Source organism: Brevundimonas sp. AJA228-03 (assembly GCF_017795885.1).
GTDB lineage: Bacteria > Pseudomonadota > Alphaproteobacteria > Caulobacterales > Caulobacteraceae > Brevundimonas.
In genome coordinates, this window is record NZ_CP059297.1 from 1,963,610 (window position 1) to 1,984,816 (window position 21,207).

17 protein-coding genes and 1 tRNA gene are annotated in these 21,207 nt (G+C 67.0%); 11 read left to right on the plus strand and 7 right to left on the minus strand.

What is annotated here, in order from left to right; all coding sequences use genetic code 11:
* Nucleotide 1 precedes the first annotated feature (1 nt).
* On the minus strand, nt 2-832 hold the full coding sequence (gene sseA, locus HZ989_RS09765; RefSeq protein ID WP_209320649.1) for a 3-mercaptopyruvate sulfurtransferase: 831 nt from the start codon (nt 830-832) through the stop codon (nt 2-4).
* Between sseA and HZ989_RS09770 the strand changes: the two genes are divergently transcribed.
* Entirely contained in the window at nt 831-2,405 is a 1,575-nt protein-coding gene (locus HZ989_RS09770) for a cryptochrome/photolyase family protein (protein ID WP_209320650.1), read from the plus strand. The two genes, sseA and HZ989_RS09770, sit on opposite strands and share 2 nt — an antisense overlap.
* Here the strand turns inward: HZ989_RS09770 and HZ989_RS09775 are convergent.
* Both HZ989_RS09775 and HZ989_RS09780 read right to left on the minus strand, forming a co-directional pair.
* On the minus strand, nt 2,392-3,612 hold the full coding sequence (locus HZ989_RS09775; RefSeq protein ID WP_209320651.1) for a cyclopropane-fatty-acyl-phospholipid synthase family protein: 1,221 nt from the start codon (nt 3,610-3,612) through the stop codon (nt 2,392-2,394). The genes HZ989_RS09770 and HZ989_RS09775 overlap by 14 nt on opposite strands.
* Nucleotides 3,613-3,645: 33 nt before the next feature.
* Entirely contained in the window at nt 3,646-5,118 is a 1,473-nt protein-coding gene (locus tag HZ989_RS09780) for a deoxyribodipyrimidine photo-lyase (protein ID WP_245162334.1), read from the minus strand.
* A 117-nt stretch (nt 5,119-5,235) separates the two neighbouring features.
* Here HZ989_RS09780 and kdsA point away from each other — a divergent pair, with 117 nt between their 5' ends.
* From kdsA to HZ989_RS09800, 4 genes are read left to right on the plus strand one after another with little or no spacing between them, the layout of a single operon-like run.
* Nucleotides 5,236-6,102: a 3-deoxy-8-phosphooctulonate synthase gene (gene kdsA / locus HZ989_RS09785; protein WP_209320653.1), complete on the plus strand. Its 867-nt coding sequence runs from the start codon at nt 5,236-5,238 to the stop codon at nt 6,100-6,102.
* Between the two features lie 17 nt (nt 6,103-6,119).
* Nucleotides 6,120-7,592, plus strand: coding sequence for a D-glycero-beta-D-manno-heptose 1-phosphate adenylyltransferase (rfaE2, locus tag HZ989_RS09790; RefSeq protein ID WP_209320654.1), 1,473 nt, complete (start codon nt 6,120-6,122; stop codon nt 7,590-7,592).
* A gap of 8 nt (nt 7,593-7,600) precedes the next feature.
* The gene (rfaD, locus tag HZ989_RS09795; protein WP_209323094.1) at nt 7,601-8,590 is read left to right on the plus strand and encodes an ADP-glyceromanno-heptose 6-epimerase; all 990 of its coding nucleotides are present in this window, start codon (nt 7,601-7,603) and stop codon (nt 8,588-8,590) included.
* A gap of 2 nt (nt 8,591-8,592) precedes the next feature.
* Nucleotides 8,593-9,693 carry a DUF3089 domain-containing protein gene (locus HZ989_RS09800; protein WP_209323095.1) on the plus strand — a complete coding sequence of 367 codons (1,101 nt, stop codon included), beginning with the start codon at nt 8,593-8,595 and terminating at the stop codon, nt 9,691-9,693.
* Here the strand turns inward: HZ989_RS09800 and recG are convergent.
* Complete coding sequence (gene recG / locus HZ989_RS09805; RefSeq protein WP_209320655.1) at nt 9,690-11,780, minus strand: ATP-dependent DNA helicase RecG; 2,091 nt, start codon at nt 11,778-11,780, stop codon at nt 9,690-9,692. The two genes, HZ989_RS09800 and recG, sit on opposite strands and share 4 nt — an antisense overlap.
* Before the next feature lie 97 nt (nt 11,781-11,877).
* Between recG and HZ989_RS09810 the strand changes: the two genes are divergently transcribed.
* Nucleotides 11,878-12,198 (plus strand): succinate dehydrogenase assembly factor 2, encoded by a 321-nt coding sequence (locus HZ989_RS09810; protein WP_209320656.1) that lies wholly within the window; start codon nt 11,878-11,880, stop codon nt 12,196-12,198.
* Nucleotides 12,198-15,650, plus strand: coding sequence for a transcription-repair coupling factor (gene mfd / locus HZ989_RS09815; protein ID WP_209320657.1), 3,453 nt, complete (start codon nt 12,198-12,200; stop codon nt 15,648-15,650). Before HZ989_RS09810 ends, mfd begins: the two co-directional genes overlap by 1 nt.
* Before the next feature lie 6 nt (nt 15,651-15,656).
* Here the strand turns inward: mfd and HZ989_RS09820 are convergent, their stop codons facing one another.
* From HZ989_RS09820 to HZ989_RS09830, 3 genes are all read right to left on the minus strand, one after another.
* Nucleotides 15,657-16,904, minus strand: coding sequence for a Coenzyme F420 hydrogenase/dehydrogenase, beta subunit C-terminal domain (locus HZ989_RS09820; protein ID WP_209320658.1), 1,248 nt, complete (start codon nt 16,902-16,904; stop codon nt 15,657-15,659).
* 182 nt (nt 16,905-17,086) lie between these two features.
* Nucleotides 17,087-17,163: transfer RNA gene (locus HZ989_RS09825), tRNA-Asp, on the minus strand.
* 101 nt (nt 17,164-17,264) lie between these two features.
* Entirely contained in the window at nt 17,265-18,845 is a 1,581-nt protein-coding gene (locus HZ989_RS09830) for an AbgT family transporter (protein WP_209320659.1), read from the minus strand.
* Nucleotides 18,846-19,042: 197 nt separating this feature from the next.
* Between HZ989_RS09830 and HZ989_RS09835 the strand changes: the two genes are divergently transcribed.
* From HZ989_RS09835 to HZ989_RS09850, 4 genes are all read left to right on the plus strand, one after another.
* Nucleotides 19,043-19,420 carry an NADH-quinone oxidoreductase subunit A gene (locus HZ989_RS09835; protein ID WP_209320660.1) on the plus strand — a complete coding sequence of 126 codons (378 nt, stop codon included), beginning with the start codon at nt 19,043-19,045 and terminating at the stop codon, nt 19,418-19,420.
* Nucleotides 19,390-19,992 carry an NADH-quinone oxidoreductase subunit B family protein gene (locus HZ989_RS09840; protein WP_209320661.1) on the plus strand — a complete coding sequence of 201 codons (603 nt, stop codon included), beginning with the start codon at nt 19,390-19,392 and terminating at the stop codon, nt 19,990-19,992. The genes HZ989_RS09835 and HZ989_RS09840 overlap by 31 nt, the downstream gene beginning before the upstream one ends.
* Before the next feature lie 86 nt (nt 19,993-20,078).
* Nucleotides 20,079-20,669, plus strand: a complete 591-nt coding sequence (locus HZ989_RS09845) for an NADH-quinone oxidoreductase subunit C (protein WP_209323096.1) — start codon at nt 20,079-20,081, stop codon at nt 20,667-20,669.
* 6 nt (nt 20,670-20,675) lie between these two features.
* Nucleotides 20,676-21,104, plus strand: a complete 429-nt coding sequence (locus tag HZ989_RS09850; protein WP_209320662.1) for a hypothetical protein — start codon at nt 20,676-20,678, stop codon at nt 21,102-21,104.
* Nucleotides 21,105-21,207 lie beyond the last annotated feature (103 nt).

A 21,207-nucleotide genomic window follows, 5' to 3' on the forward strand; every position in this document is an offset into this window, starting at 1 on the left:
ATCAGCCGGTGACCACCGGCGTGTCCGGCCGGCCGCCCCATTCGGCCCAGGCCCCGTCGTAGAGGGCGCTGTCCTCGCCGATTTCCGCGAGGGCCAGGGTCAGGATGGCGGCCGTCACGCCGGAACCGCAGCTGGTGATGATCGGCCGGTCGAAGGTCACGCCTGCGTCTGCGAAGCGGGCTTTCAGGTCAGCCGCCGGGAGCAGGCGGCCGGTGTCGTCCAGCAGCGCCTTGAAGGGCAGGTTCAGCGCGCCGGGCATGTGGCCGGAGCGCAGACCCGCGCGCGGCTCGGCGGCCTCGCCCATGAAGCGGGGCGCGGGGCGGGCGTCGACGATCTGGGCGTCACCGGTGAGGGCCGCCAGCACGGTCGCCATGTCGGCCACGGCATCGGGTCTTTCGCGGGGTTCGAAGCGGGCAGCGGGTCGTGGCGAGACGGGACCCGACGTGGTCGAGCGTCCCTCGGCCTGCCAGAGCGGAAGCCCGCCGTCGAGTACGCGGACGTCCCGCGCGCCCATCAGCCGGAAGGTCCACCAGACCCGGGCGGCGGAAAACAGGCCCACGGTGTCATAGACGACGATCCGGTCGCTTGATGAAATCCCCAGCGCGCCCGCCGCTTCGGCGAAGGCTGCGGCGGTGGGCAGCATATGCGGCAGGTCCGTGCTGTGGTCTGACACGGCGTCGAGGTCGAAGAAGACCGCGCCCGGGATTCGCATTCGCTCGAACTCTGCGCGGGCGTCGCGGCCGTCGAGATGCCAGGAGGCATCGACGATCCGGAGGTCGGGCGCGCCGAGGTCGCGGGCGAGGTCGTCGGTGGAGATCAGGAACGAGGCCATGGCCGAGACTAGCACGCGCAACAACGAAGGCAGAGCCACCCTGAGGCTGGTTCTGGGCGATCAGCTGTCGGACGGCCTCTCGGCGCTGCGCGACCTCGATCCGGGCCGCGACGTGGTCCTGATGGCCGAGGTGCGGGATGAGGCGACCTATGTTGGCCACCACAAACAGAAGATCGCCCTGATCTTCGCCGCCATGCGCAGCTTCGCGCTGAGGCTTGAGGCGAGGGGCGTGACGGTTCGATACGTCCGCATCGATGATGCCGGCAATACCCACAGCATCTTCGGCGAGCTGAAGCGGGCGCTGGCGGATCAGCCCTTCGATGCGGTCGTGATGACCGAATGCGGCGAGTGGCGGCTGGCGGAGGCGCTGTCGGCGTTTGCAGCGTCAATCGTGGTGAGCCCGGAAATCCGGGAGGACGATCGCTTCATCTGCAACCACGACCGGTTCCGGCGCTGGGCCTCGGGCAAGTCCCAGCTACGGATGGAGTTCTTCTACCGCGAGATGCGAAAGGCGACGGGCATTCTGCTCGACGATGGGCAGCCCGTGGGCGGCAAATGGAACTATGACGCCGAGAACCGGAAGGGGCTGACCAGGGGCGTGCGCCCGCCGAAGCGACTTCGGACGCCGCCGGACACCGTGGCCGTCGACGCCATCGCCGATGTCGAGCGCCTGTTTCCGGAGCATTTCGGCACCACCGGGGCCTTCGGCTGGCCAACGACGGCCGGGCAGGCCGAGAGGGTTCTGGCCGACTTTCTGACGCAGGTCCTGCCCCGGTTCGGCGACTGGCAGGATGCCATGGCGACGGGCGAGCCGTGGATGTGGCATGGGCTGATATCGACCTCGATCAATCTGGGCCTGCTGGACCCGCTGGATGCCTGTCGTCGGGCCGAGGTGGAATACCGGTCGGGTCGCGCCCCGCTGAACGCGGTCGAGGGCTTCATCCGCCAGATCCTGGGATGGCGCGAGTTCGTGCGCGGGATCTACTGGCTGAAGGTGCCGGAGTATCGGCAGCGGAACTTCCTGGACGCCGATCGCGCGCTGCCGGGGTTCTTCTGGTCCGGCGAGACGGACATGGCCTGCGTGGCCGACGTCGTCATCACGACGCGGGACAATGCCTATGCCCACCACATCCAGCGGCTGATGGTGACCGGCAATCTGGCCATGCTGCTGGGCGTGCACCCTGACGCCGTCGACGACTGGTATCTGAGCGTCTATGCCGATGCCTATGAATGGGTGGAGATGCCCAACACCCGCGGCATGGCGACCTTCGCCGACGGCGGCATCGTGGGGTCCAAACCCTATGCCGCGTCGGGGGCCTATATCGACCGCATGAGCGACTACTGCGGATCGTGCCGTTATGACGTCAAGGCAAAGGCGGGCGAAAAGGCCTGTCCTTTCAATCGGCTGTACTGGGGTTTTCTGGAGCGCAACCGGCCCCGACTGCGCGACAACGTCCGGCTGGCCATGCCCTATCGCACGCTCGACAATTTCGGTCCCGAGCGCCGGGCTGCCCTGCTGGAAGAGGCCGAGGCCGCACGGACGATGCTGGGTGCCGTGGTCAGGCCCGGGTGAGGGCCAGCTGGATCACGTCGGTCCGGCGCGACCGGAAACCGGCCTCGCAATAGGCCAGATAGAAGCGCCACAGGCGGCGGAACCGCTCGTCGAAGCCCCCCATCTTGCGGATGTCGTCCCAGGCCGACTGGAACTGCTGATCCCAGCGGCTCAGCGTGTCCGCATAGTCGATGCCGAAGCGGTCCACGCTGTCCCAGCTCAGCCCCGCAGCCTCGACCACCGGCTGCAGCCGTGCCTCGGACGGCAGCATGCCGCCGGGGAAGACGTATTTCTGGATGAAGTCGGTCCGGGCGTTGTATTCCTCGAACAGGTCTTCCTGGATGGTGATGATCTGCAGGCCCGCGCGGCCGCCGGGCTTCAGCACGTCGTGGACCTTGTCGAAATAGGCCCCCCAGTATTCCTTGCCCACCGCCTCGAACATTTCGATGGAGGCGACCCGGTCGTAGGTGCCCGTGATGTCACGATAATCCATCAGCTCGATGCTGGTTCGGCCGGACAGGCCCGCCCGGAAAAGACGCTCCCGGGCCAGGTCGTGCTGTTCCTGCGAAATGGTGACGCCCGTGACGGTCGCCCCGACCTCTCTGGCCGCATATTCGGCGAAACCACCCCAGCCGCAGCCGATCTCCAGCACACTCATGCCCGGTTTCAGGTCCATGGCCCGGGCCAGGGCGGCGTATTTGCGGGTCTGGGCGATCTCGAGCGGCTCGGAAGGGTTCAGGAACTTCGCCGACGAATAGGTCATCGTGCAATCCAGCCATTCGGCATAGAAGGCGTTTCCCAGATCATAGTGGGCCGTGATGTTTTTCCGCGACCCGCGACGGCTGTTGCGGTTCAGCTTGTGGGCGATCCAGTTGACCGCCAGCATGACGACATTGCCGTCGAACAGGCGGCGGATATGGTCGTAGTTGTTGGCCAGGGTCTCCAGCAGCACGGCCAGATGCGGGCTGTCCCATTCACCGGCGATATAGCCCTCGGCATAGCCGATGTCGCCATTGGCCAGCACCCGGCCGGCGAAGCGGTAGTCCAGCACGGTCATGACGGCATGCGGCCCCGGCGTCTCGCCCTCCAGACGGTGCACCTCGCCATTCGGAAGGGTCAGCGTCAGAAGCCCGTAGGTCCAGTTGGCCGACAGCAGGCGGATCAGAAGCGAGAAGACACGCGGCGTGCGGTCGGGGGCGACCTCGGTGTGAGCAGTCTGGACAGTCATGAGCGGCAACCTGCGTCGAAGGCCGAACGCCGGTCAATCGGCTGCGGCATCTTGTCTTTCGGCGGTGACGGTCTTGAGCGCCGCGAGGGCGCGATCGCGGGCCCTCGCGTGATCGACGATAGGCCGGGGATAGGTCGCGCCGAGACGGACGCCACTGTCGCGGAGGACCTCCGGCGGAGCCTCCCACGGCGCATGCGCCCATCGGGCGGGCAGGCGGGCCAGTTCCGGGATCCAGCGTTTGACATAGCGAGCCTCGGCATCGAATTTCTGACCCTGGGTGACCGGATTGAATATTCTGAAATACGGTGATGCATCGGCCCCGGATCCAGCGACCCACTGCCAATTCTGGGAATTCGACGCAAGGTCGGCATCGACCAGCGTGTCCCAGAACCAGGCCTCGCCCCTGCGCCAGTCGATCAGCAGGTCCTTGATGAGGAAGGAGGCGACGATCATGCGCACGCGATTGTGCATCATGCCGGTGGCCCAGAGTTCCCGCATCCCGGCATCGACGATGGGATAGCCGGTCAGGCCCCGGGTCCAGGCGGTGAAGCCCGCCTCGTCCTCGCGCCACGGCATGGCGTCATATTCGGGCCGGAAGGCCTTGTCGGGCAGGGTCGGGAAATGGTGGAGCAGATGCGCCGAGAAATCGCGCCAGATCAGTTCGGCGATGAACTTGTCGGCCTGATCCGGCGCGACCGTTCCGGCATCGGCTGCATCACGGGCGGCGATCCAGGCGCGCCAGGGGTTGATCTCGCCGAAATGCAGATGAGGCGACAGGCGGCTGGTCGCGGCCTGGGCCGGGCGATCGCGACCGTCGGCATAGTCTTTCAGGCCTTCGGTGACGAACCGGTGCAGGGCGGCGATGCCGCCATCCTCGCCCGGCGCCCAGTCGAAGCCCCCGGACCAGTCGGGTCGGGTCGGGTGCAGGCCCCAGTCGTCCAGATCGTCGCCGGCGACGTGCGGTGCTCCGCCAAAGGCACGCGGTCCGTTCGTATGGGCCGGCGGTTCGGCCCGGGCACGCAGGGCCTTCATGAAGGGCGTGAAGACCTTGTAGGGGCCTCCCGAGCCGTTTAGCAGCGATCCGGGACGGGCCAGCAGCGATCCGTTGAAGCCCCGACATTCGATGCCGTCCGCCTTCAGCCTGTGGGCGATGTCGGCGTCCCGCGTCCAGGCGGCCGGCTCGAACAGCCGGTTCAGGAAAATGGCATCGGCCCCGGTCTCGTCAATCAGTCGCCGAAGCTGCGTTTCGGCGTCGCCGCGGCGCAGGATCAGGGTCGCGCCGCGCCCGGCCAGCGAGGTCGCCAGAGCCCGCAGCGACTTGTCCAGCCACCACAGCGACGCCGCGCCCGCGGCACGAACGCCGGCGCCTTCGTCATGAGTATAGACCGGCAGGATCGGCCGACCGGTCGCGTAGGCCTGGTTCAGGGCCGGATTGTCCGCCAGCCGCAGGTCGCGGCGAAACCACAGGATGACGGGGGCCGAACCGTCTTGCGCCTTGGTGGTCACGCCGCGAGTCTCCGTGATAGGTTGAAACATCAGGCGCGAACGGCCACCTGACCGCCCCATAAGGGTGCAAGGGCCAACGCACCACCCGTCAGAACGTCGCTTTCAGAAGGCCAGCCCATGAGCGCCCCCAACGCCGTCATCACCCTGTCCGGCAACGGCATCACACAGCCCGTCGTCATCGGCGGCGGCGCTCGCATCGCCTTTATCGCCGGTCCCTGCCAGCTGGAAAGCCGCCAGCATGCACTGGAAATGGCCCACGCCCTGAAGGAGATCGGGCAGCGCCTGAACGTCGGCATCATCTACAAGACCAGCTTCGACAAGGCGAACCGCACCAGCGCCAATGCCGCGCGTGGGCTGGGCCTGGACCAGTCGCTGCCGATCTTCGACGAGATCCGTCAGGTCACCGGCCTGCCGGTCCTGACCGATGTCCACTCCGAGGAACAGGCGCGCGTGGCCGCCCAGGCCGTCGATGTGCTGCAGATCCCCGCCTTCCTCAGCCGCCAGACGGACCTGCTGCTGGCCGCCGCCGCGACGGGCAAGGCCATCAACATCAAGAAGGGCCAGTTCCTGGCCCCCTGGGACATGAAGAACGTCATCGCCAAGGTCGTCGGCGCGGGCAATCCGAACGTGATGGCGTGCGAGCGCGGGGCCAGTTTCGGCTACAACACCCTCGTCAGCGATATGCGCGCGCTTCCCGTGCTGCGCGACATCGGCTGCCCGGTCGTGTTCGACGCGACCCACTCGGTCCAGCAGCCGGGCGGGCAGGGCACATCGTCCGGAGGGCAGCGCGAGTTCGTCCCGGTCCTGGCCCGTGCCGCCGTGGCGGTCGGTGTGGACGCGGTCTTCATGGAAACGCATCAGGACCCCGACCATGCGCCGTCGGATGGCCCCAACATGGTACCGCTGGATCAGTTCGAGGCCCTGGCCGCGGAACTTCTGGCCTATGATGACCTGTCGAAAGCGCGGATGGCGAAGGCCGCCTGAATCCGATAGGTCGGGTCATGGCTGACCGCACCCTCGATCTCGGCACCCTGCAGAGCCTGCTGGACCGCGCGCGCGACCAGACGGTGGCCTGCGTCGGTGACCTGATGCTGGATCGCTACGTCTATGGCGATGTCAGCCGGATCTCGCCCGAGGCTCCGATCCCTGTGCTCCGGTCCCGTCGCACGGTCTCCATGCCCGGCGGGGTCGGCAATGTGGCCCGCAACGTGGCGGCGCTCGGCGGTCTGGCCCGCCTGGGCGGCGTCACCGGCGCGGATGCGGCGGGCGAGGAACTGGCCCGGCTGGTCGCGGCGGAAGCCCGGATCGAGGATTTCATCGACCGAACCGGCCCCGCCGGCACGGTCGTCAAGACCCGCTATGTCTCCGGCGGCCAGCAGCTGATGCGGCTGGACGAGGAAGAGATCGCCGTCGGCGGTTTCGCTCGCGAGGACGTGTTTTCAGATTCTTCCGCCATTCTTCTGTCGGACTACGCAAAGGGTGTGGTGACCGAACGGCTGATCCGCTCGGCCCTCTGGCAGGCCCAGCACACGGGCGCGGTGGTCATCGTCGATCCCAAGGGGCGCGACTTCGCCCGCTATGGCGCGGTGGACCTGATCAAGCCCAACGCCTCGGAACTGGCCGGTGCCACGGGCCTGCCGGTCGAGACCGACGCGGAGATCGAGGCCGCGCTCGAGGCCCTGCTGGCCGCCACGACCGCGAAAGCCATCGTCGTCACCCGGGCGGGCAAGGGCATGAGCCTGATGCGGCGCGGCGAGCCGGCCCGGCATTTTCCCGGCCGTGCGCGCGAGGTGTTCGACGTCTCCGGCGCGGGGGACACGGGCCTGGCGGCGCTCGGGCTGGCGCTCGGCGCGGGCGCATCGCTGGAGCAGGCGGTGCAACTGGCGATCCTGGCGTCGGGCGTCGTGGTCGGAAAGAGCGGTACGGCGGTGGTGACGCCCGCCGAACTGATCGAGGCCGAGATGAGCCAGCATGCCGGCGCGGCCCTGGCCAAGGTCACGGCGCTGGATGATCTCGCCGCCGAGGTCGACACCTGGCGGCGTCAGGGCCTGAAGGTCGGCTTTACCAACGGCTGTTTCGACATCCTGCATCGCGGTCATGTCGCCTATCTGGCCCAGGCGCGGTCCTGGTGCGACCGGCTGGTGGTCGCGCTGAATACCGATGCCTCGGTGCGCAGGCTCAAGGGTGAGGGCCGTCCCGTGAACGACCTGGACAGCCGTGCTGTGGTCATCGGTGGGCTGGCCAGCGTGGACCGGGTGACGTCCTTTGGTGATCCCACACCTCTGGCCCTGATCGAACGGCTGCGCCCCGACGTGCTGATCAAGGGCGCGGACTACACGCGTGAGGGGGTGGTCGGCGGCGATCTGGTCGAAAGCTGGGGCGGTGAAGTGCGGTTGGCGGAGTTCGCCGACGGCTATTCCACGACCCGGACCCTCGCGAGGATGACCGAAAGCGCCCCGGAGGAGGCCGGCTGATGCGGCGCATGATCGTGGTCACCGGCGGTGCCGGCTTCATCGGCTCCAACATCGTCTCGCGCCTGTGTGCAGAGGACCGGTGGGACGTCGTCGTCTGCGACCGGCTGGAGGGTGCCGATCTCGGCAAGTGGCGCAACATCGCGAAGTCAGCCATCGCCGACTTCTGGCAGCCGGAAGAAATCTTCCTGCAGCTCGAACGGCATGCAGAGCGGGTCAGCGCGGTCGTCCATATGGGCGCCATTTCCTCGACCACCGAGACCGATGCGGACCTGATCCTGCGCACCAACTTCAGTCTTTCGCGCGATCTCTGGGACTGGTGCGCCATCAACGAGACGCGGATGATCTATGCGTCCTCGGCGGCGACCTACGGCGACGGAGAAGCCGGATTCGAGGATGCGGACGATCTTGCATCAATCTCGAAGCTTCAACCGCTAAATGCTTACGGCTATTCGAAGAAGCTGTTCGATCAATATGCAGTTCGACAGGCTGCGCGCGACCATGCCCCGCGCCAGTGGGCCGGTCTGAAGTTCTTCAACGTCTATGGCCCGAACGAAGGCCACAAGGGCGGGATGAAGTCCGTCATCGCCCAGATCTGGCCCAGGGTCGCCGTCGGGGAGACCGTCAGCCTGTTCCGCTCGCATCACGCCGACTACGCCGACGGCGGTCAGCTCCGCGACTTCGTGTTCGTGGACGACGTGGTCGATATCGTCGACTGGCTGCTGGGCACGCCTGAGGTCAGCGGCATCTTCAATGCCGGATCGGGTCAGGCCAGGTCGTTCCTGGACCTGGCCATGGCCACCTTTGCTGCCGCCGGGCGCGAGCCCTCGATCGCCTATATCGACATGCCCGAGGCCATCCGCGACCGGTATCAGTATTTCACCGAGGCGAAGATGAACCGGCTTCGTGCGCTGGGCTTCGGTGGGCAGTCCACCCCGCTGGAGGAGGGCGTGCGCCGCTACGTGCAGTCCTATCTGTCTCAACCGGACCCCTACAGGTGAGGGTGCGTGCCTTGACCGTGCGGCAGGCGCTGGGTTGGCTCGGTATCGGGCTGCTTCTGCTGCTCGCAATCGCGGTCGCCATCTGGCGCGGCGACATTCTGAAGGCGGGTCTTGACCCCAAGGTCCCGTTCCAGACCTATACCCCGCCACCGGCACCGGATTATCGATCCGCGAACGCCTGGGCGATGCGGAATGTGCGCGTTCCCGGTTCCGGCAATGCCGCCGTCTTCTTCCTGCATTCCACGACCTTTGATGGGGGCAGGGAGTGGAATGGTCCCATCGGCGATGCCAAGGCCGATGCCTACCTCGATCGGGTGGTGATCCCGAACTATGCCGGGCCATTCGCCCGCGCGGGGTCCATCAGCGTGCCGCGCTACCGGCAGGCGTCGCTCTATACGCGTCTGACCCTGCGCGACGACGCCCGCGATGCACGCGCGTTTGCCTATGGCGACGCTCTGGCGGCCTTTGAAACCTGGTTGGCGGCGCATCCGACCGGCCCGTTGGTCCTTGCGGGGGTGGAGCAGGGCGCAGACCTGATCGACCGCCTGCTGCAGGATCGCATTGCCCGGGACCCGGTCCTGAGCCGACGCCTGGTGGCCGCATATCTGATCGATGTCATCGTCGCCGTAGACGGTCTGCCGCCGACCGCGCCCCCTTGCGCCAGTCCAGCCCAGATCAACTGCGTCATCGGCTGGTCACAGGTGGACGAAACCAACGACGGGGCCGCCTGGAGACGCCTTCGGCGTGCCCTGGTATGGGATGCCAACGGTCGACTCATACACCTGGACGGCCGCGCCGTCCTGTGCGTGAACCCCGTGAGCGGGTCGAGCGATCCCGTGTATGTTCCGGCGCGTCGGCATCGCGGGGCTGCCAATGCCACAGGGCTGGAGTGGGGCCTGAGGCCGGCCTTCATCGATCGGGCCGTAGCAACGCAATGCCGGGGCGGCCTGCTTCGACATACGGAGCTCAAGACCGAGTCCTTCAGGGAAGTCGGCAACTGGGCAGATCGAAGAAAAGCGCGCCAATACAATCTGTTCTACGCGGACACTGAGGCCGATATCGAACGCAGGCTGGCGACATGGAACGCGGCCAACGTCCCCTAATCGAGGCCGCTGCGGTCCGTCTTCCAATCGAACAGGGCTTCCAGCACCTGGATTGCCTGACCTCGCGGTGATGTGAGGTCGGGATCGCGGCCCAGAACCAGGCGCGCGTCATCGGACGCAGCCAGCATCAGCGACCGGTGCCGGATCGGATCGGCGAACCGGTAGGCGGGAAATCCGCTCTGCCGCAGCCCCAGCGGATCGCCACCCCCCCGGAGGCGGAAATCCTCTTCAGCGATCTCGAAGCCATCCTCGGTCCGGCGAAGGGTTTCGAGGCGTTCGCGCGCCGTGTCTCCCAACGCGCCGTCCTGTCCCCCATACAGCAGGATGCAGGCGCTCGATTTTGCACCGCGTCCGACCCGTCCCCGCAGCTGGTGCAGCTGGGCCAGGCCGAACCGGTCGGCGTGTTCGATCACCATGATGGTGGCATTGGGCACATCGACACCGACCTCGACGACCGTGGTGGCGACCAGGACCGGCAGGCGACCGTCGGCGAAATCGGCCATCACGGCTTCGCGTTGCGCGCCCGGCATCTGCCCGTGGGCGAGCCCGACCTCGATGTTCAGAAGGCGATGGAGATCGCGCGCACGGTCCTCGGCTGCGGCCAGGTCCGTCGCTTCCGATTCTGCGACCAGTGGGCAGATCCAGTAGGCCTGGGCTCCGGACTCCACGGCGGCCTTGAGCCGTGCGGCCACCTCGCCGATGCGGGCGAGGGGCAGGACGGCTGTGGCGACCGGCGTGCGGCCCGGCGGCTTTTCGGTCAGGCGACTGACCTCCAGCTCGCCATATTGCGTCAGCTCCAGCGTGCGCGGGATCGGGGTGGCGGACATGGTCAGCAGATGGACGCCGCCGATCCGCGGATCGCCCTTGGCCTGAAGCCGGGCCCGTTCGTTGACGCCAAAGCGGTGCTGTTCGTCGATGACGGCCAGCGCCAGGCGATGGAAACGGACCGCGTCCTGGAACAGCGCATGGGTGCCGATGGCGACCTTCGCCTCGCCCGAGGCGAGGGCGGCCAGGCGGTCCCGGCGTTCGACGGTCGTGTCGCGGCCGGTTAGCAGGATCGTCGACAGACCGGCGGCTTCCAGCATCGGCCCCAGCCGCTGAAAATGCTGGCGGGCCAGGATTTCGGTGGGTGCCATCAGGACGGTCTGAAAGCCGGACCCGGCTGTGTCCGCCATGGCCAGGGCCGCGACGGCAGTCTTGCCGGATCCGACATCCCCCTGCAGCAGGCGGGCCATCTGTTCGCCGGAGGCCAGGTCACGCCTGATTTCGGCGACCGCCTGCGCCTGGGCACCGGTCAGGACGAACGGCAGGGAGGCCAGGAGGGCGGCCGATGCCGCGTTGTCATGGATCACCGGAGCCGAGGTGATCTGGCGTGCCCGGCGACGACGCGCAAGCGCCAGCTGGTGAGCGAACAGCTCGTCATAGGCCAGCCGTTCGCGGGCCGGGCTGTCCGGGGACAGATCGGCCTCGCCCGTCGGCGCGTGCAGAGTGTCCAGCGCGGCCTTCCAGCCCGGCCAGCCGCGTTTGGTCCGCCAGGCCGGGTCCTGCCATTCGTCGAGATCGGGCGCGATGGCCAGGGCACCGAGCGCCAGTTTGCGGACGTTCCGCGACGCCAGTCCGGCCGTGGCGGGATAGACCGGCTCGACCGCCGGGATGTCCTCACCCTTGTCCAGCGGCACGATCCAGTCGGGATGGACGATCTGGACCTCGCCGTTGAAGCGCTCGACCTTGCCGGACACCAGCCGTCGTTCGCCCCGAGGCAACTGGCGGTCGATGTGTTGCGGACTGCCCCCGAACCAGATCAGGTGGACGAAGCCGGTCTCGTCACTGGCGCGAACCTTCAGCGGAACACCGGGTCGACCGGGTGCGATCATGCGATCGATCACCACATCGAAGACACCGACCTCGCCCTCGACGGCGTCGGCGGCATGGGTCCTGCGACGGGTGACGACGCCGACAGGCGCCAGGAACAGGACGTCACGCACCAGCGGTCCCGCCAGCTTCTGAACCATCGGCAGGGTGCGAGGCCCCACGCCTTTCAGGCTGGAAACCTCTGCGAACAGGGGAAAGAGAATCTGGGGTCGCATCGGCCGCGACAATAGACGCCAAGGCTCCGCTGGCGAAACGGGCGCGACACCTCTATCTGCTGGGCCGAACTGACCAATGGACCGGGCAAGGATTCTTGTGGCCGATAACGACGCGCGTGCCGAAACCGAAATCCGCCGCCAGCGGCTGGGCCGGATCACCTTCCGGGCCTGGCGGCGCGGGTTTCGCGAGGCCGATCTGGTGCTGGGGCCGTTCATGGAGCGGGAAGGCAAGGGTCTGAGCGACGCCGATCTGGACAGTCTCGAGGCCCTGCTGGCCGAGGACAACGATCACGAGCTTTATGCCTGGATCATCGAAACCCAGGCTACGCCGGCCGAACACGACACACCGCTGATGGCCAGGCTGCGCACCTTCATGCGCGGCCATGTCGCCGCGGCGGTCGCCGAGGGAGCGGGCTGATGGACGGCGCGAGCCTGGAAAAGCGGGCCGATCACGAGCTGGGCGGCGCGCCCGAGGGTCTGGATGCCCTCATCATCGCCGAGCGGCTGAAGGCGGCGGGCGGCATCGGCGTGTTCGTGGCCCGGGACTATTCGCGTTCGACGGCTTTCGTGCAGGCGTTCCAGTTCTTCGCCAGGGACATCGAGGTCGTCGAGTTTCCGGCCTGGGACTGTCTGCCCTACGACCGGCTGAGCCCGACGTCGGGGGTGTCCGCCGAGCGGATGGCGGGTCTGACGGCGCTGGCGCGACGGGGCGTGGACGAGCGCAAGCCCTTGCTTCTGGTCACGACCGTGGCCGCCGCCATGCAGAGGACCCCGCCGCGGGCCGTCACGACCTCGGCCGGGTTCGATGCCGTCGTCGGGCGCGAGCTCGATACGGCGGCGCTGGAGACCTATTTCACGACCAACGGCTATATGCGGGCTTCGACCGTGAACGAACGGGGCGAATACGCCGTTCGGGGAGGGGTCATCGATGTCTTTCCGCCGGGTTTCGACGAGCCGGTGCGACTGGACATGTTCGGCTCCGAACTGGAGTCCATCCGGACCTTCGATCCCGAGACCCAGCGATCTACCGGTCAGCGGCGCGAGGTCGCCCTGTCGCCCGTGTCCGAGGCCCTGCTGAATGCGGAGACCATCAGCCGCTTCCGCACCGGATATCTGAACCTGTTCGGCGCATCCGGCGATGATCCGCTTTACGCCGCCGTGAGCGAGGGCGCGCGGCGCCAGGGCATGGAGCACTGGCTGCCGCTGCTCTATCCGCATCTGGAGACGCTGTTCGATTATCTGCCGGATCGGGCGGCGATCTTTCTGGATCATCAGGCCGAGGCGGCGCGCGTGGAGCGCTGGGCCCTGACCCGCGATGCCTTTGAGGCGCGGCACGAGGCGTCCAGGACCAAGGGAGGTGCGGCGAACCGGGCTCTGGCCCCGGAGCTGCTGTATCTGCCGGATGCGGACTGGAACTCGGCCCTGGCCGGTCGGCAGGTGCGTCGCCTGACGCCGTTCGATGCAGCGGCGGAAGATGCGGGCGGCCGTCTGGGGCGGACCTTCGCAGCCGAGCGAGCCCAGGACAGCGTCAATCTGTTTGAAGCCGTGGCGGCCCATGCGGCGGCGCTCAGGGCCGACGGCAGGCGGGTGCTGTTCGCTTCGTGGAGCGAGGGCTCGTCGGACCGACTGGGCGTGATGCTCGCAGATCACGGGCTGGACCATGTCGTGGCCGTGCGCGACTGGGCCGACGTGCAGACGGCACCCAGGGACCTCTATCTGCGCGCCATCCTGCCGGTCGAGCACGGCTTCACCACGCCCGACATCGCCGTCATTTCCGAAACCGACATCCTTGGCGACCGGCTGGCGCGGCCCAAACGCAAGCGTCGGGCGGCGAATTTCTTGGCCGAGGCCTCCGCCCTGACGACCGGCGATCTGGTCGTCCACCTCGATCATGGCATCGGCCGCTATGAGGGCCTTAAAACCCTGGAGATCCAGGAGGCCCCGCACGATTGCCTCGAACTGCTCTATGCCGGTGACAGCAAACTCTATCTACCCGTTGAAAACATTGATCTGCTAACCCGCTACGGGTCGGAGTCCGATGGCGTTCAGCTCGACCGGCTGGGCGGCGCGGCCTGGCAGGGCAGGAAGGCCAGGGCCAAGGCCCGGCTGCGCGACATGGCAGAGGGGCTCATCGCGCTGGCGGCCAAGCGGGCCCTGCGGGTCGGCGAGGCGATCACCCCGCCGCACGGCCTGTTCGACGAATTCTGCGCGCGTTTCCCCTACGAGGAGACCGACGATCAGCTCAACGCCATCGGCGACGTGCTGGAGGATCTCGGCAAGGGTGTGCCGATGGACCGGCTGATCTGCGGCGACGTCGGCTTCGGCAAGACCGAGGTCGCCATCCGTGCCGCCTTCGTCGTGGCCATGACCGGTCAACAGGTCGCGATCGTCTGTCCGACGACGCTTCTGGCCCGCCAGCATTTCAAGACCTTCAGCGAACGCTTTGCCGGCTGGCCGATCAAGGTCCGCCACCTGTCGCGCATGGTCACCGCAAAGGACGCGGCCGAGACGCGCAGCGGTCTGAAGGACGGTTCGTTCGAGATCGTGGTCGGCACCCATGCGGTGCTGTCCGATCAGGTCGGGTTCAAGGACCTGGGTCTGGTCATCGTCGACGAGGAGCAGCACTTCGGGGTCAAGCACAAGGAGAAGCTCAAATCCTTGCGCGCCGACGTCCACCTGCTGACCCTGACCGCGACGCCGATCCCGCGCACATTGCAGATGGCCCTTTCGGGCATCCGCGAGATGTCGATCATCGCCACACCGCCGGTCGATCGTCTGGCCGTGCGGACCTATGTCGCGCCGTGGGATCCGGTCATGGTGCGCGAGGCCCTGCTGCGCGAAAAGTACCGCGGTGGCCAGGCCTTCTACGTCTGTCCCCGCCTGGCAGACCTGCCCGACGTCGAGGCGTTCCTCCGGGGCCAGGTGCCGGAGGTCAGGTTCGTCGTCGGTCACGGACAGATGAGCCCGACCCAGCTGGAGGACGTGATGAGCGCCTTCTATGACGGCAGCTATGATGTGCTGGTCTCGACCACGATCGTCGAAAGCGGCATCGACATCCCGACCGCCAACACCTTGATCGTCCACCGCGCCGACATGTTCGGCCTTGCCCAGCTGCACCAGATCCGGGGTCGTATCGGCCGGTCTAAGGCGCGGGCCTTTGCCTATCTGACGGTCGATCCGAAACGACCCCTGACCCTGTCGGCCGAGCGGCGTCTGCAGGTGTTGCAGTCGCTCGACAACCTGGGGGCAGGGTTCCAGCTGGCCAGCCACGACCTCGACCAGCGCGGCGGTGGCAACCTGCTGGGCGACGAACAGTCGGGCCATATCCGCGAAGTCGGCGTCGAACTGTATCAGCAGATGCTGGAAGACGCGGTCGCCGAGCTGCGCCAGAACGGCAGCGAGGGCGTGGCGGATCGCGGCTGGTCGCCCGCCATCAATGTCGGGGCGGCCGTCCTGATTCCCGAGGATTATGTCTCGGACCTCAACGTCCGTCTGAGCCTTTATCGTCGTCTGTCCGACGCGGAGAACAACGAGACACGAGAGGCTCTGGCGGCCGAACTGATCGACCGGTTTGGACCGTTGCCGGACGAAGCCAGACAGCTGCTTCGCATCGTGGGGATCAAGGCCAGCTGCAAGACCGCCAGCATCGAACGCATCGACATCGGGCCCAAGGGCTGCGTGCTGACGCTGCGGGACAACCGCTTCCCCAATCCTGTCGGGCTGGTCGGACTGATTCAGAAGAACCACGCGACGTGGAAGATCCGGCCGGATCAGAAAATCGTGGTGAAGGGCGACTGGCCCACGCCGGAGGACCGGCTGAAGGTCGCCGAGCGGATCACCACCGACCTGGCGCGGGTCGCGCGGGCCTGATCGCGGTCAGGCGGGCGGGGGGTCGCCGCGCTCGCCCTCGGCCGGTTTCAGGCCATAGGGCTCGACCAGGCGCCACACATGGTCAGGGATCATCGATTTCATCCGGCGCGGCTCCTCGCGGCGCAGATGGATCACCGTCTCGGCGGCCTTCATCTCCAGCCGGGTGCGGGCGAACTCCAGCCCGCGCGGTCCGGTGCGTGGCTGCAGCCAGCTGACGATCGGACGGACCCAGTCGGGCATACGGCGCAGGGGCAGGCCGCCCGCCGCGCGCTCCACATTGGCGATGAAACCGGCCACGGCGACCTTGCGCTTTCCCTTGTCGCCGGGCTCGGACAACGCGACCTCGTCGCCCAGCAAATCCAGCAGTTCCTCGCCGCGATCGTTGCGGACCAGCAGCCACTGCTCGCCCTGACCGGCCATGTAGCCGACGGTGATGTCGGCCAGGGCATTGGTGTAGTCGACGCAGGTCCGGCAGGTGAGCGGGAAGAAATCCGGGGCCAGTTGCGAGATCGGCAGGGACAGGAAGGGGATGGTCTTCACCCGACCGTTCGTGAACCTCAGCTCGACATTATAGTCGGCGCGGAATTCCAGATAGGTGATGGTGTCGGGGTGCTCCGACAGCAGGGCCAGAAACGTATGGAAGCGTTCGGTCGTGGTGTTGTCCGAACAGGGGGTGCCGACGACATAGAGTTTGTCGAAACCCAGCTCGGCCTCCAGCGCACGGAGGGCGTAGACCTGGCAGGGGATGCCGATAACGGCGAGGCGGCGGTATCCCCGGGCGCGCGCATTCTCCAGCAGGGCCAGCAGGGGCGCATAGCCCATCCGCATGCCGCGTACCTGGGCCATCGCGGACGCCTCCGTGACCAGGACCGGCATGGGCCGCCACCGGTCATCGGGATCGGGGGCCATGGTCAGGACCGCATCGACCGCGCCGGTTTCGAGCAGGCGTTCGCCGATACGGGTGGTGATGCCGGTCCACTGGGCGCCGGGAGCCGGTGCCCGCAGCGAAGCGCGGACCATGCGCTTCACGGGTCCGAAGAACAGTTCGTCGGGCCTGGTCGCCGGATCGCGCGTCCGGCCATGAACGCGCGTCTCCATGGCCGGATAGTCCGGCTTGATGAATTGGCAGGCCTTGCCACACAGCGTCGGATCTTCCATGCGCGACACGCCGCAGTCGGTGCACAGATTGCGAGGAACGGGCGGGCGCACGGTCGGGGCCCAGACGGGCGCAGAGGGGTCGGCGGAAACAGGCAAGGCGGGCGTTCCGAAGCGCCGGCCTTGTGCGACCGGACCGCGAGGAACCCACGCCAACGCTGGGCCGTCAAGCACGCATGCCGCCGCCCGACACAGCCCGCGCTCAAGCAGCGAGCGACCGCATCGCGAGCGTTAGCGCACAAAAGAGAGGGAGGGCGCCATCCCTTCTGCTTCAGAAGAGATGGCGCGAGTGACGGGGCTCGAACCCGCGACCTCCGGCGTGACAGGCCGGCACTCTAACCAACTGAGCTACACCCGCGTTTCCCGCTGCGTCGTCTCCGGCGCGGCGAGGGGCGTCGTTTAGGCGGGGGCTCGCCGGTGTGTCAAGCGAGGATCGGGAGCGCGTTCGAAACTTCCTCGTCAACCGGCGATCGACGCGCCTGCGACGGGCACAGGCAGCTGGTAATGAACCCCGACGCCCGGTCCCAACGGCAGGTCCATGGCGACCCAGGCCGCCACCATGATCAGCCCGGCCACGAGGAACGACCCTGCATAGGGCAGCATATTGGCAAGGAGGGAGCCCAGTCCGAATCGGGGATCCCACCGCTGGGCGAAGGTCAGGATCAGGGGGAAATAGCTCATCAGGGGCGTGGCGATATTGGTGACGGAATCGCCCATGCGGTAGGCGGCGGTCGTCATCTCCGGGCTGATGCCCAGCAGCATGAACATCGGGACCACAATGGGAGCCAGCGCCGACCATTTGGCCGAGGCCGAACCGATGAACAGGTCGAAGAAGCAGGAGACCAGCACGACGGCGATCAGCAGAAGCGGGGTCGGCAGGGCGACGCTCTTCAGATATTCCGCGCCGCCGACCGCCAGGATCGGTCCCAGTCCGGACCAGTTGAACATGGCCACGAAGTGGGCGGCGAAGAAGGCCAGGACGATGTAGGGGGCCATCTGGGCGATGCCGTCGCGCATCATGACCACGAGATCGCGGTGGCTCGCCACCGTACCCGCGCCGACCCCGTAGGCCCCGCCCGCCAGGAAGAACAGGATGGCAAAGAAGGCGACCAGGGACTGGTAGAGCGGGTTGAACCGCTGGTTCGGCTCGGCCTCCGCATCGATGAAGGGCGAACCGGGCAGGAAGGTGATGGTGGCCCACAGCGCGACCATGGCCAGCAGCGTCAGGCCGGCGAAGGCCAGACCGCGCTTTTCAGCAGCGGTCAGCGAGACCTTGTCGTGAAGGCCGGCCCGCCCGGACAGGATGGGCGAGCGGCCCTTCAGGCGCGGCTCTATGACCACGTCGGTCAGGAACCAGATGATCGGTGTGAATACGATCACCATGCCGATCGAGAAGAACCAGTTGCCCGCGATGGTGACGGAATAGGCGGGATCGATCAGCTGGGCCGCGGACTCGGTGATGCCCAGGATCAGGGCATCGGAGGCCCCCGGAAACAGATTGCCCGCGAACCCGCCGGACACCGCCGCGAACCCGGCCGCGAGCCCCGCCAGGGGATGACGTCCTGCCGCCGAGAAGATCACGGCCGCCAGGGGAATGACGACGACATAGGCGGCGTCCGACGCATGGTGTGACACCATGCCGGTGACCGCCACCGCCGGCGTGAGGATGAACCGGGGCGCGTTCAGCAACATGCCTCGAAAGGCGGTGGTGAACAGACCGGCGCGCTCGGCCACCGCCGCGCCGTAGACGACGGTCAGCACGATCCCCAGGGGCGGGAAGGCCGCCAGGGTCTTTGGCATGTCGATGAACAGCTTTGAGAGATTGTCGGTCGAGAGCAGGCTTTGAGCCTGCAAGGCCTCGCCCGTCACCGGATTGACCGTTGCCCATCCCAGCCCGGCACCGACCATACTGAGCACGATCAGGGCGAGGATGAACCAGAGGAACAGGAAGACGGGATCGGGCAGGCTGTTGCCGGTGCGCTCGACAAGGCCCAGGAAGCCCTTGGCGGGCGGGAGGCCTTCGGGGGTTACGTCGGTCATGGCTGGGCGGCACCCCTCTCAGTCGGAAGGCCACCATAAAGTCAGACGGTGCCCCATCAGCACAACCCCGGTGCGACATTCTGTGCGAACCGTTCTCAACAAGAAATCGTTTCGTCGCATGGGTTTGAACCGCTGCGATCTTGGGTCTAGAAAGCGGCGAATCCGCCGCCTCCCCCTTGCGGCAGGGACCCTTCGTCATGAACGCATTCCTTTTGCAGTATCTGCCCATCGTGATCTTCCTGGGGATCGCAACGGTGCTGGGCCTGGGCTTCATGATCGCCGCCTGGGTCCTGGCCCCTTCGAACCCCGACAGCGAGAAGCTGTCGGCCTACGAGTGCGGGTTCAATGCCTTCGACGACGCGCGGATGAAGTTCGACGTCCGGTTTTATCTGGTGTCGATCCTGTTCATCATCTTCGATCTGGAAGTGGCCTTTCTGTTCCCCTGGGCCGTATCGATGTTCGATCTCGCTCGGCCCGAGATGATCTTCGCCTTCTGGTCGATGATGGCCTTCCTCGGCGTCCTGACCGTCGGCTTCATCTACGAATGGAAGAAGGGCGCGCTGGAATGGCAATAGTCGCACCATCGAGCCCGCTGCCCACGGCCTATGGCCAGGGCGGCCGTTCGACCGTCGAGGGCTACGACCCCAAAATCCACGACAAGTTCTTCGAGGCGGTCAACACCGAGATCGCCGAGCAGGGCTTCCTGACCGCGTCTCTGGATGACGTCATCAACTGGGCCCGCACGGGCAGCCTGATGTGGATGACCTTCGGTCTGGCCTGCTGTGCCGTGGAAATGATCCAGGCGTCCATGCCGCGCTATGATCTCGAGCGGTTCGGCATGGCCCCGCGCGCCAGCCCACGCCAGTCGGATCTGATGATCGTCGCCGGCACCCTGACCAACAAGATGGCTCCGGCCCTGCGCAAGGTCTACGACCAGATGCCGGACCCGCGTTACGTCCTGTCGATGGGCAGCTGTGCCAACGGCGGTGGCTATTACCACTACAGCTACAGCGTCGTGCGCGGCTGCGACCGTATCGTGCCGGTTGACGTCTATGTGCCCGGCTGCCCACCGACGGCCGAGGCCCTGATCTACGGCCTGCTGCAGCTGCAGAAGAAGATCCGGCGGACGGGGACGATCGACCGGTGAGCGAGTTCGAACAGCCCAAATACGCGATCGGCCACCTGGCGACCGTCGCCGCCAACACCGCCGTCCTGACGCCGCTGGGCCAGGAGATGGTGGCCGAGCTGCAGGTCGATGCGACCGTGGCCTATGGCGAGCTGACGCTGACCTGCCACCGCGACCGGATCGTGAGCGTGCTGACGGACCTGCGCGACCGCTTCGGGTTCCAGCAGCTGCTGGACGTCTGCGGCGTGGACTATCCCGACCGGGCCGAACGGTTCGACGTCGTCTATCATCTGCTGAGCCTGACGCGGAACACGCGCATCCGGGTCAAGGTCACGACCGACGAGGTCCAGCCGGTGCCCAGCGTCATCTCTGTCTATCCTTCAGCCGAATGGTTCGAGCGCGAGGCGTTCGACATGTACGGCATGCTGTTCTCGGACCACCCGGACCTGCGCCGCCTGCTGACCGACTACGGGTTCCAGGGGCATCCGCTGCGCAAGGACTTCCCGATGACCGGCTATGTCGAGGTCCGCTATGATGAACAGCAGAAGCGGGTGGTCTATGAGCCCGTCAAGCTGACGCAGGAGTTCCGCAACTTCGACTTCCTGTCGCCGTGGGAAGGTGCCGAGTATCCGGCCTCCGTCCTGCCTGGCGACGAGAAGGCACCCGGGGCGGTCCCGGGGCCCAAGGCGACGGGATGATCGACCATGCCACCCTCAGCGTTGCAGCAGGCTTTCACCAAGGCGTCGATACAGTCGGCGGCTTCGTTCTTTCTCGTGACCTTCTCGACCGCCTTTCTGTTCACCCTCGGGGCCCGGCTGACCGGCTGGTTTACGCGCTCGCCGGTGATCCCGCCGGAACAGACGTCCATGTTGGGCATCGCCATCATGGTGGCGGTGATCTGTCTGGCCGTGGGGGCCAGCATCCGCAGGCTTTCGGCGGCCGAGTTGCAGAGCGCCCTGCTGGGGGCCTCGGCTATCCTTTTGTCCACGCCCCTGGCGCTGGCCGTTCTGACCGGAGACTGGCAGTTGTCGACGGCCGCCGTGTCCGGGATGGGCGTGGTCACCCTGGCCGTCGGCTGGTTCGTGGCCATCACCCGCAGACCCGATACGCCGGAGGCGCGCACTGATGGCTGACGGACACCCCATCGCGAAGGCCTCGCCCACCCGCGCCGAACTGGACGTCGTCACCGACGATCTGGGCCATATCGCCTTCGGCGATCCGCGCACGGCCCATGCG

Coding starts and splice junctions, on each gene's coding strand:
- HZ989_RS09770 (WP_209320650.1), top strand. CDS start 831: ATGGCCGAGACTAGCACGCGCAACAACGAAGGCAGAGCCACCCTGAGG.
- sseA (WP_209320649.1), bottom strand. CDS start 832: ATGGCCTCGTTCCTGATCTCCACCGACGACCTCGCCCGCGACCTCGGC.
- HZ989_RS09775 (WP_209320651.1), bottom strand. CDS start 3,612: ATGACTGTCCAGACTGCTCACACCGAGGTCGCCCCCGACCGCACGCCG.
- kdsA (WP_209320653.1), top strand. CDS start 5,236: ATGAGCGCCCCCAACGCCGTCATCACCCTGTCCGGCAACGGCATCACA.
- rfaE2 (WP_209320654.1), top strand. CDS start 6,120: ATGGCTGACCGCACCCTCGATCTCGGCACCCTGCAGAGCCTGCTGGAC.
- rfaD (WP_209323094.1), top strand. CDS start 7,601: ATGATCGTGGTCACCGGCGGTGCCGGCTTCATCGGCTCCAACATCGTC.
- recG (WP_209320655.1), bottom strand. CDS start 11,780: ATGCGACCCCAGATTCTCTTTCCCCTGTTCGCAGAGGTTTCCAGCCTG.
- mfd (WP_209320657.1), top strand. CDS start 12,198: ATGGACGGCGCGAGCCTGGAAAAGCGGGCCGATCACGAGCTGGGCGGC.
- HZ989_RS09830 (WP_209320659.1), bottom strand. CDS start 18,845: ATGACCGACGTAACCCCCGAAGGCCTCCCGCCCGCCAAGGGCTTCCTG.
- HZ989_RS09835 (WP_209320660.1), top strand. CDS start 19,043: ATGAACGCATTCCTTTTGCAGTATCTGCCCATCGTGATCTTCCTGGGG.
- HZ989_RS09840 (WP_209320661.1), top strand. CDS start 19,390: ATGGAAGAAGGGCGCGCTGGAATGGCAATAGTCGCACCATCGAGCCCG.
- HZ989_RS09845 (WP_209323096.1), top strand. CDS start 20,079: ATGGTGGCCGAGCTGCAGGTCGATGCGACCGTGGCCTATGGCGAGCTG.
- HZ989_RS09850 (WP_209320662.1), top strand. CDS start 20,676: ATGCCACCCTCAGCGTTGCAGCAGGCTTTCACCAAGGCGTCGATACAG.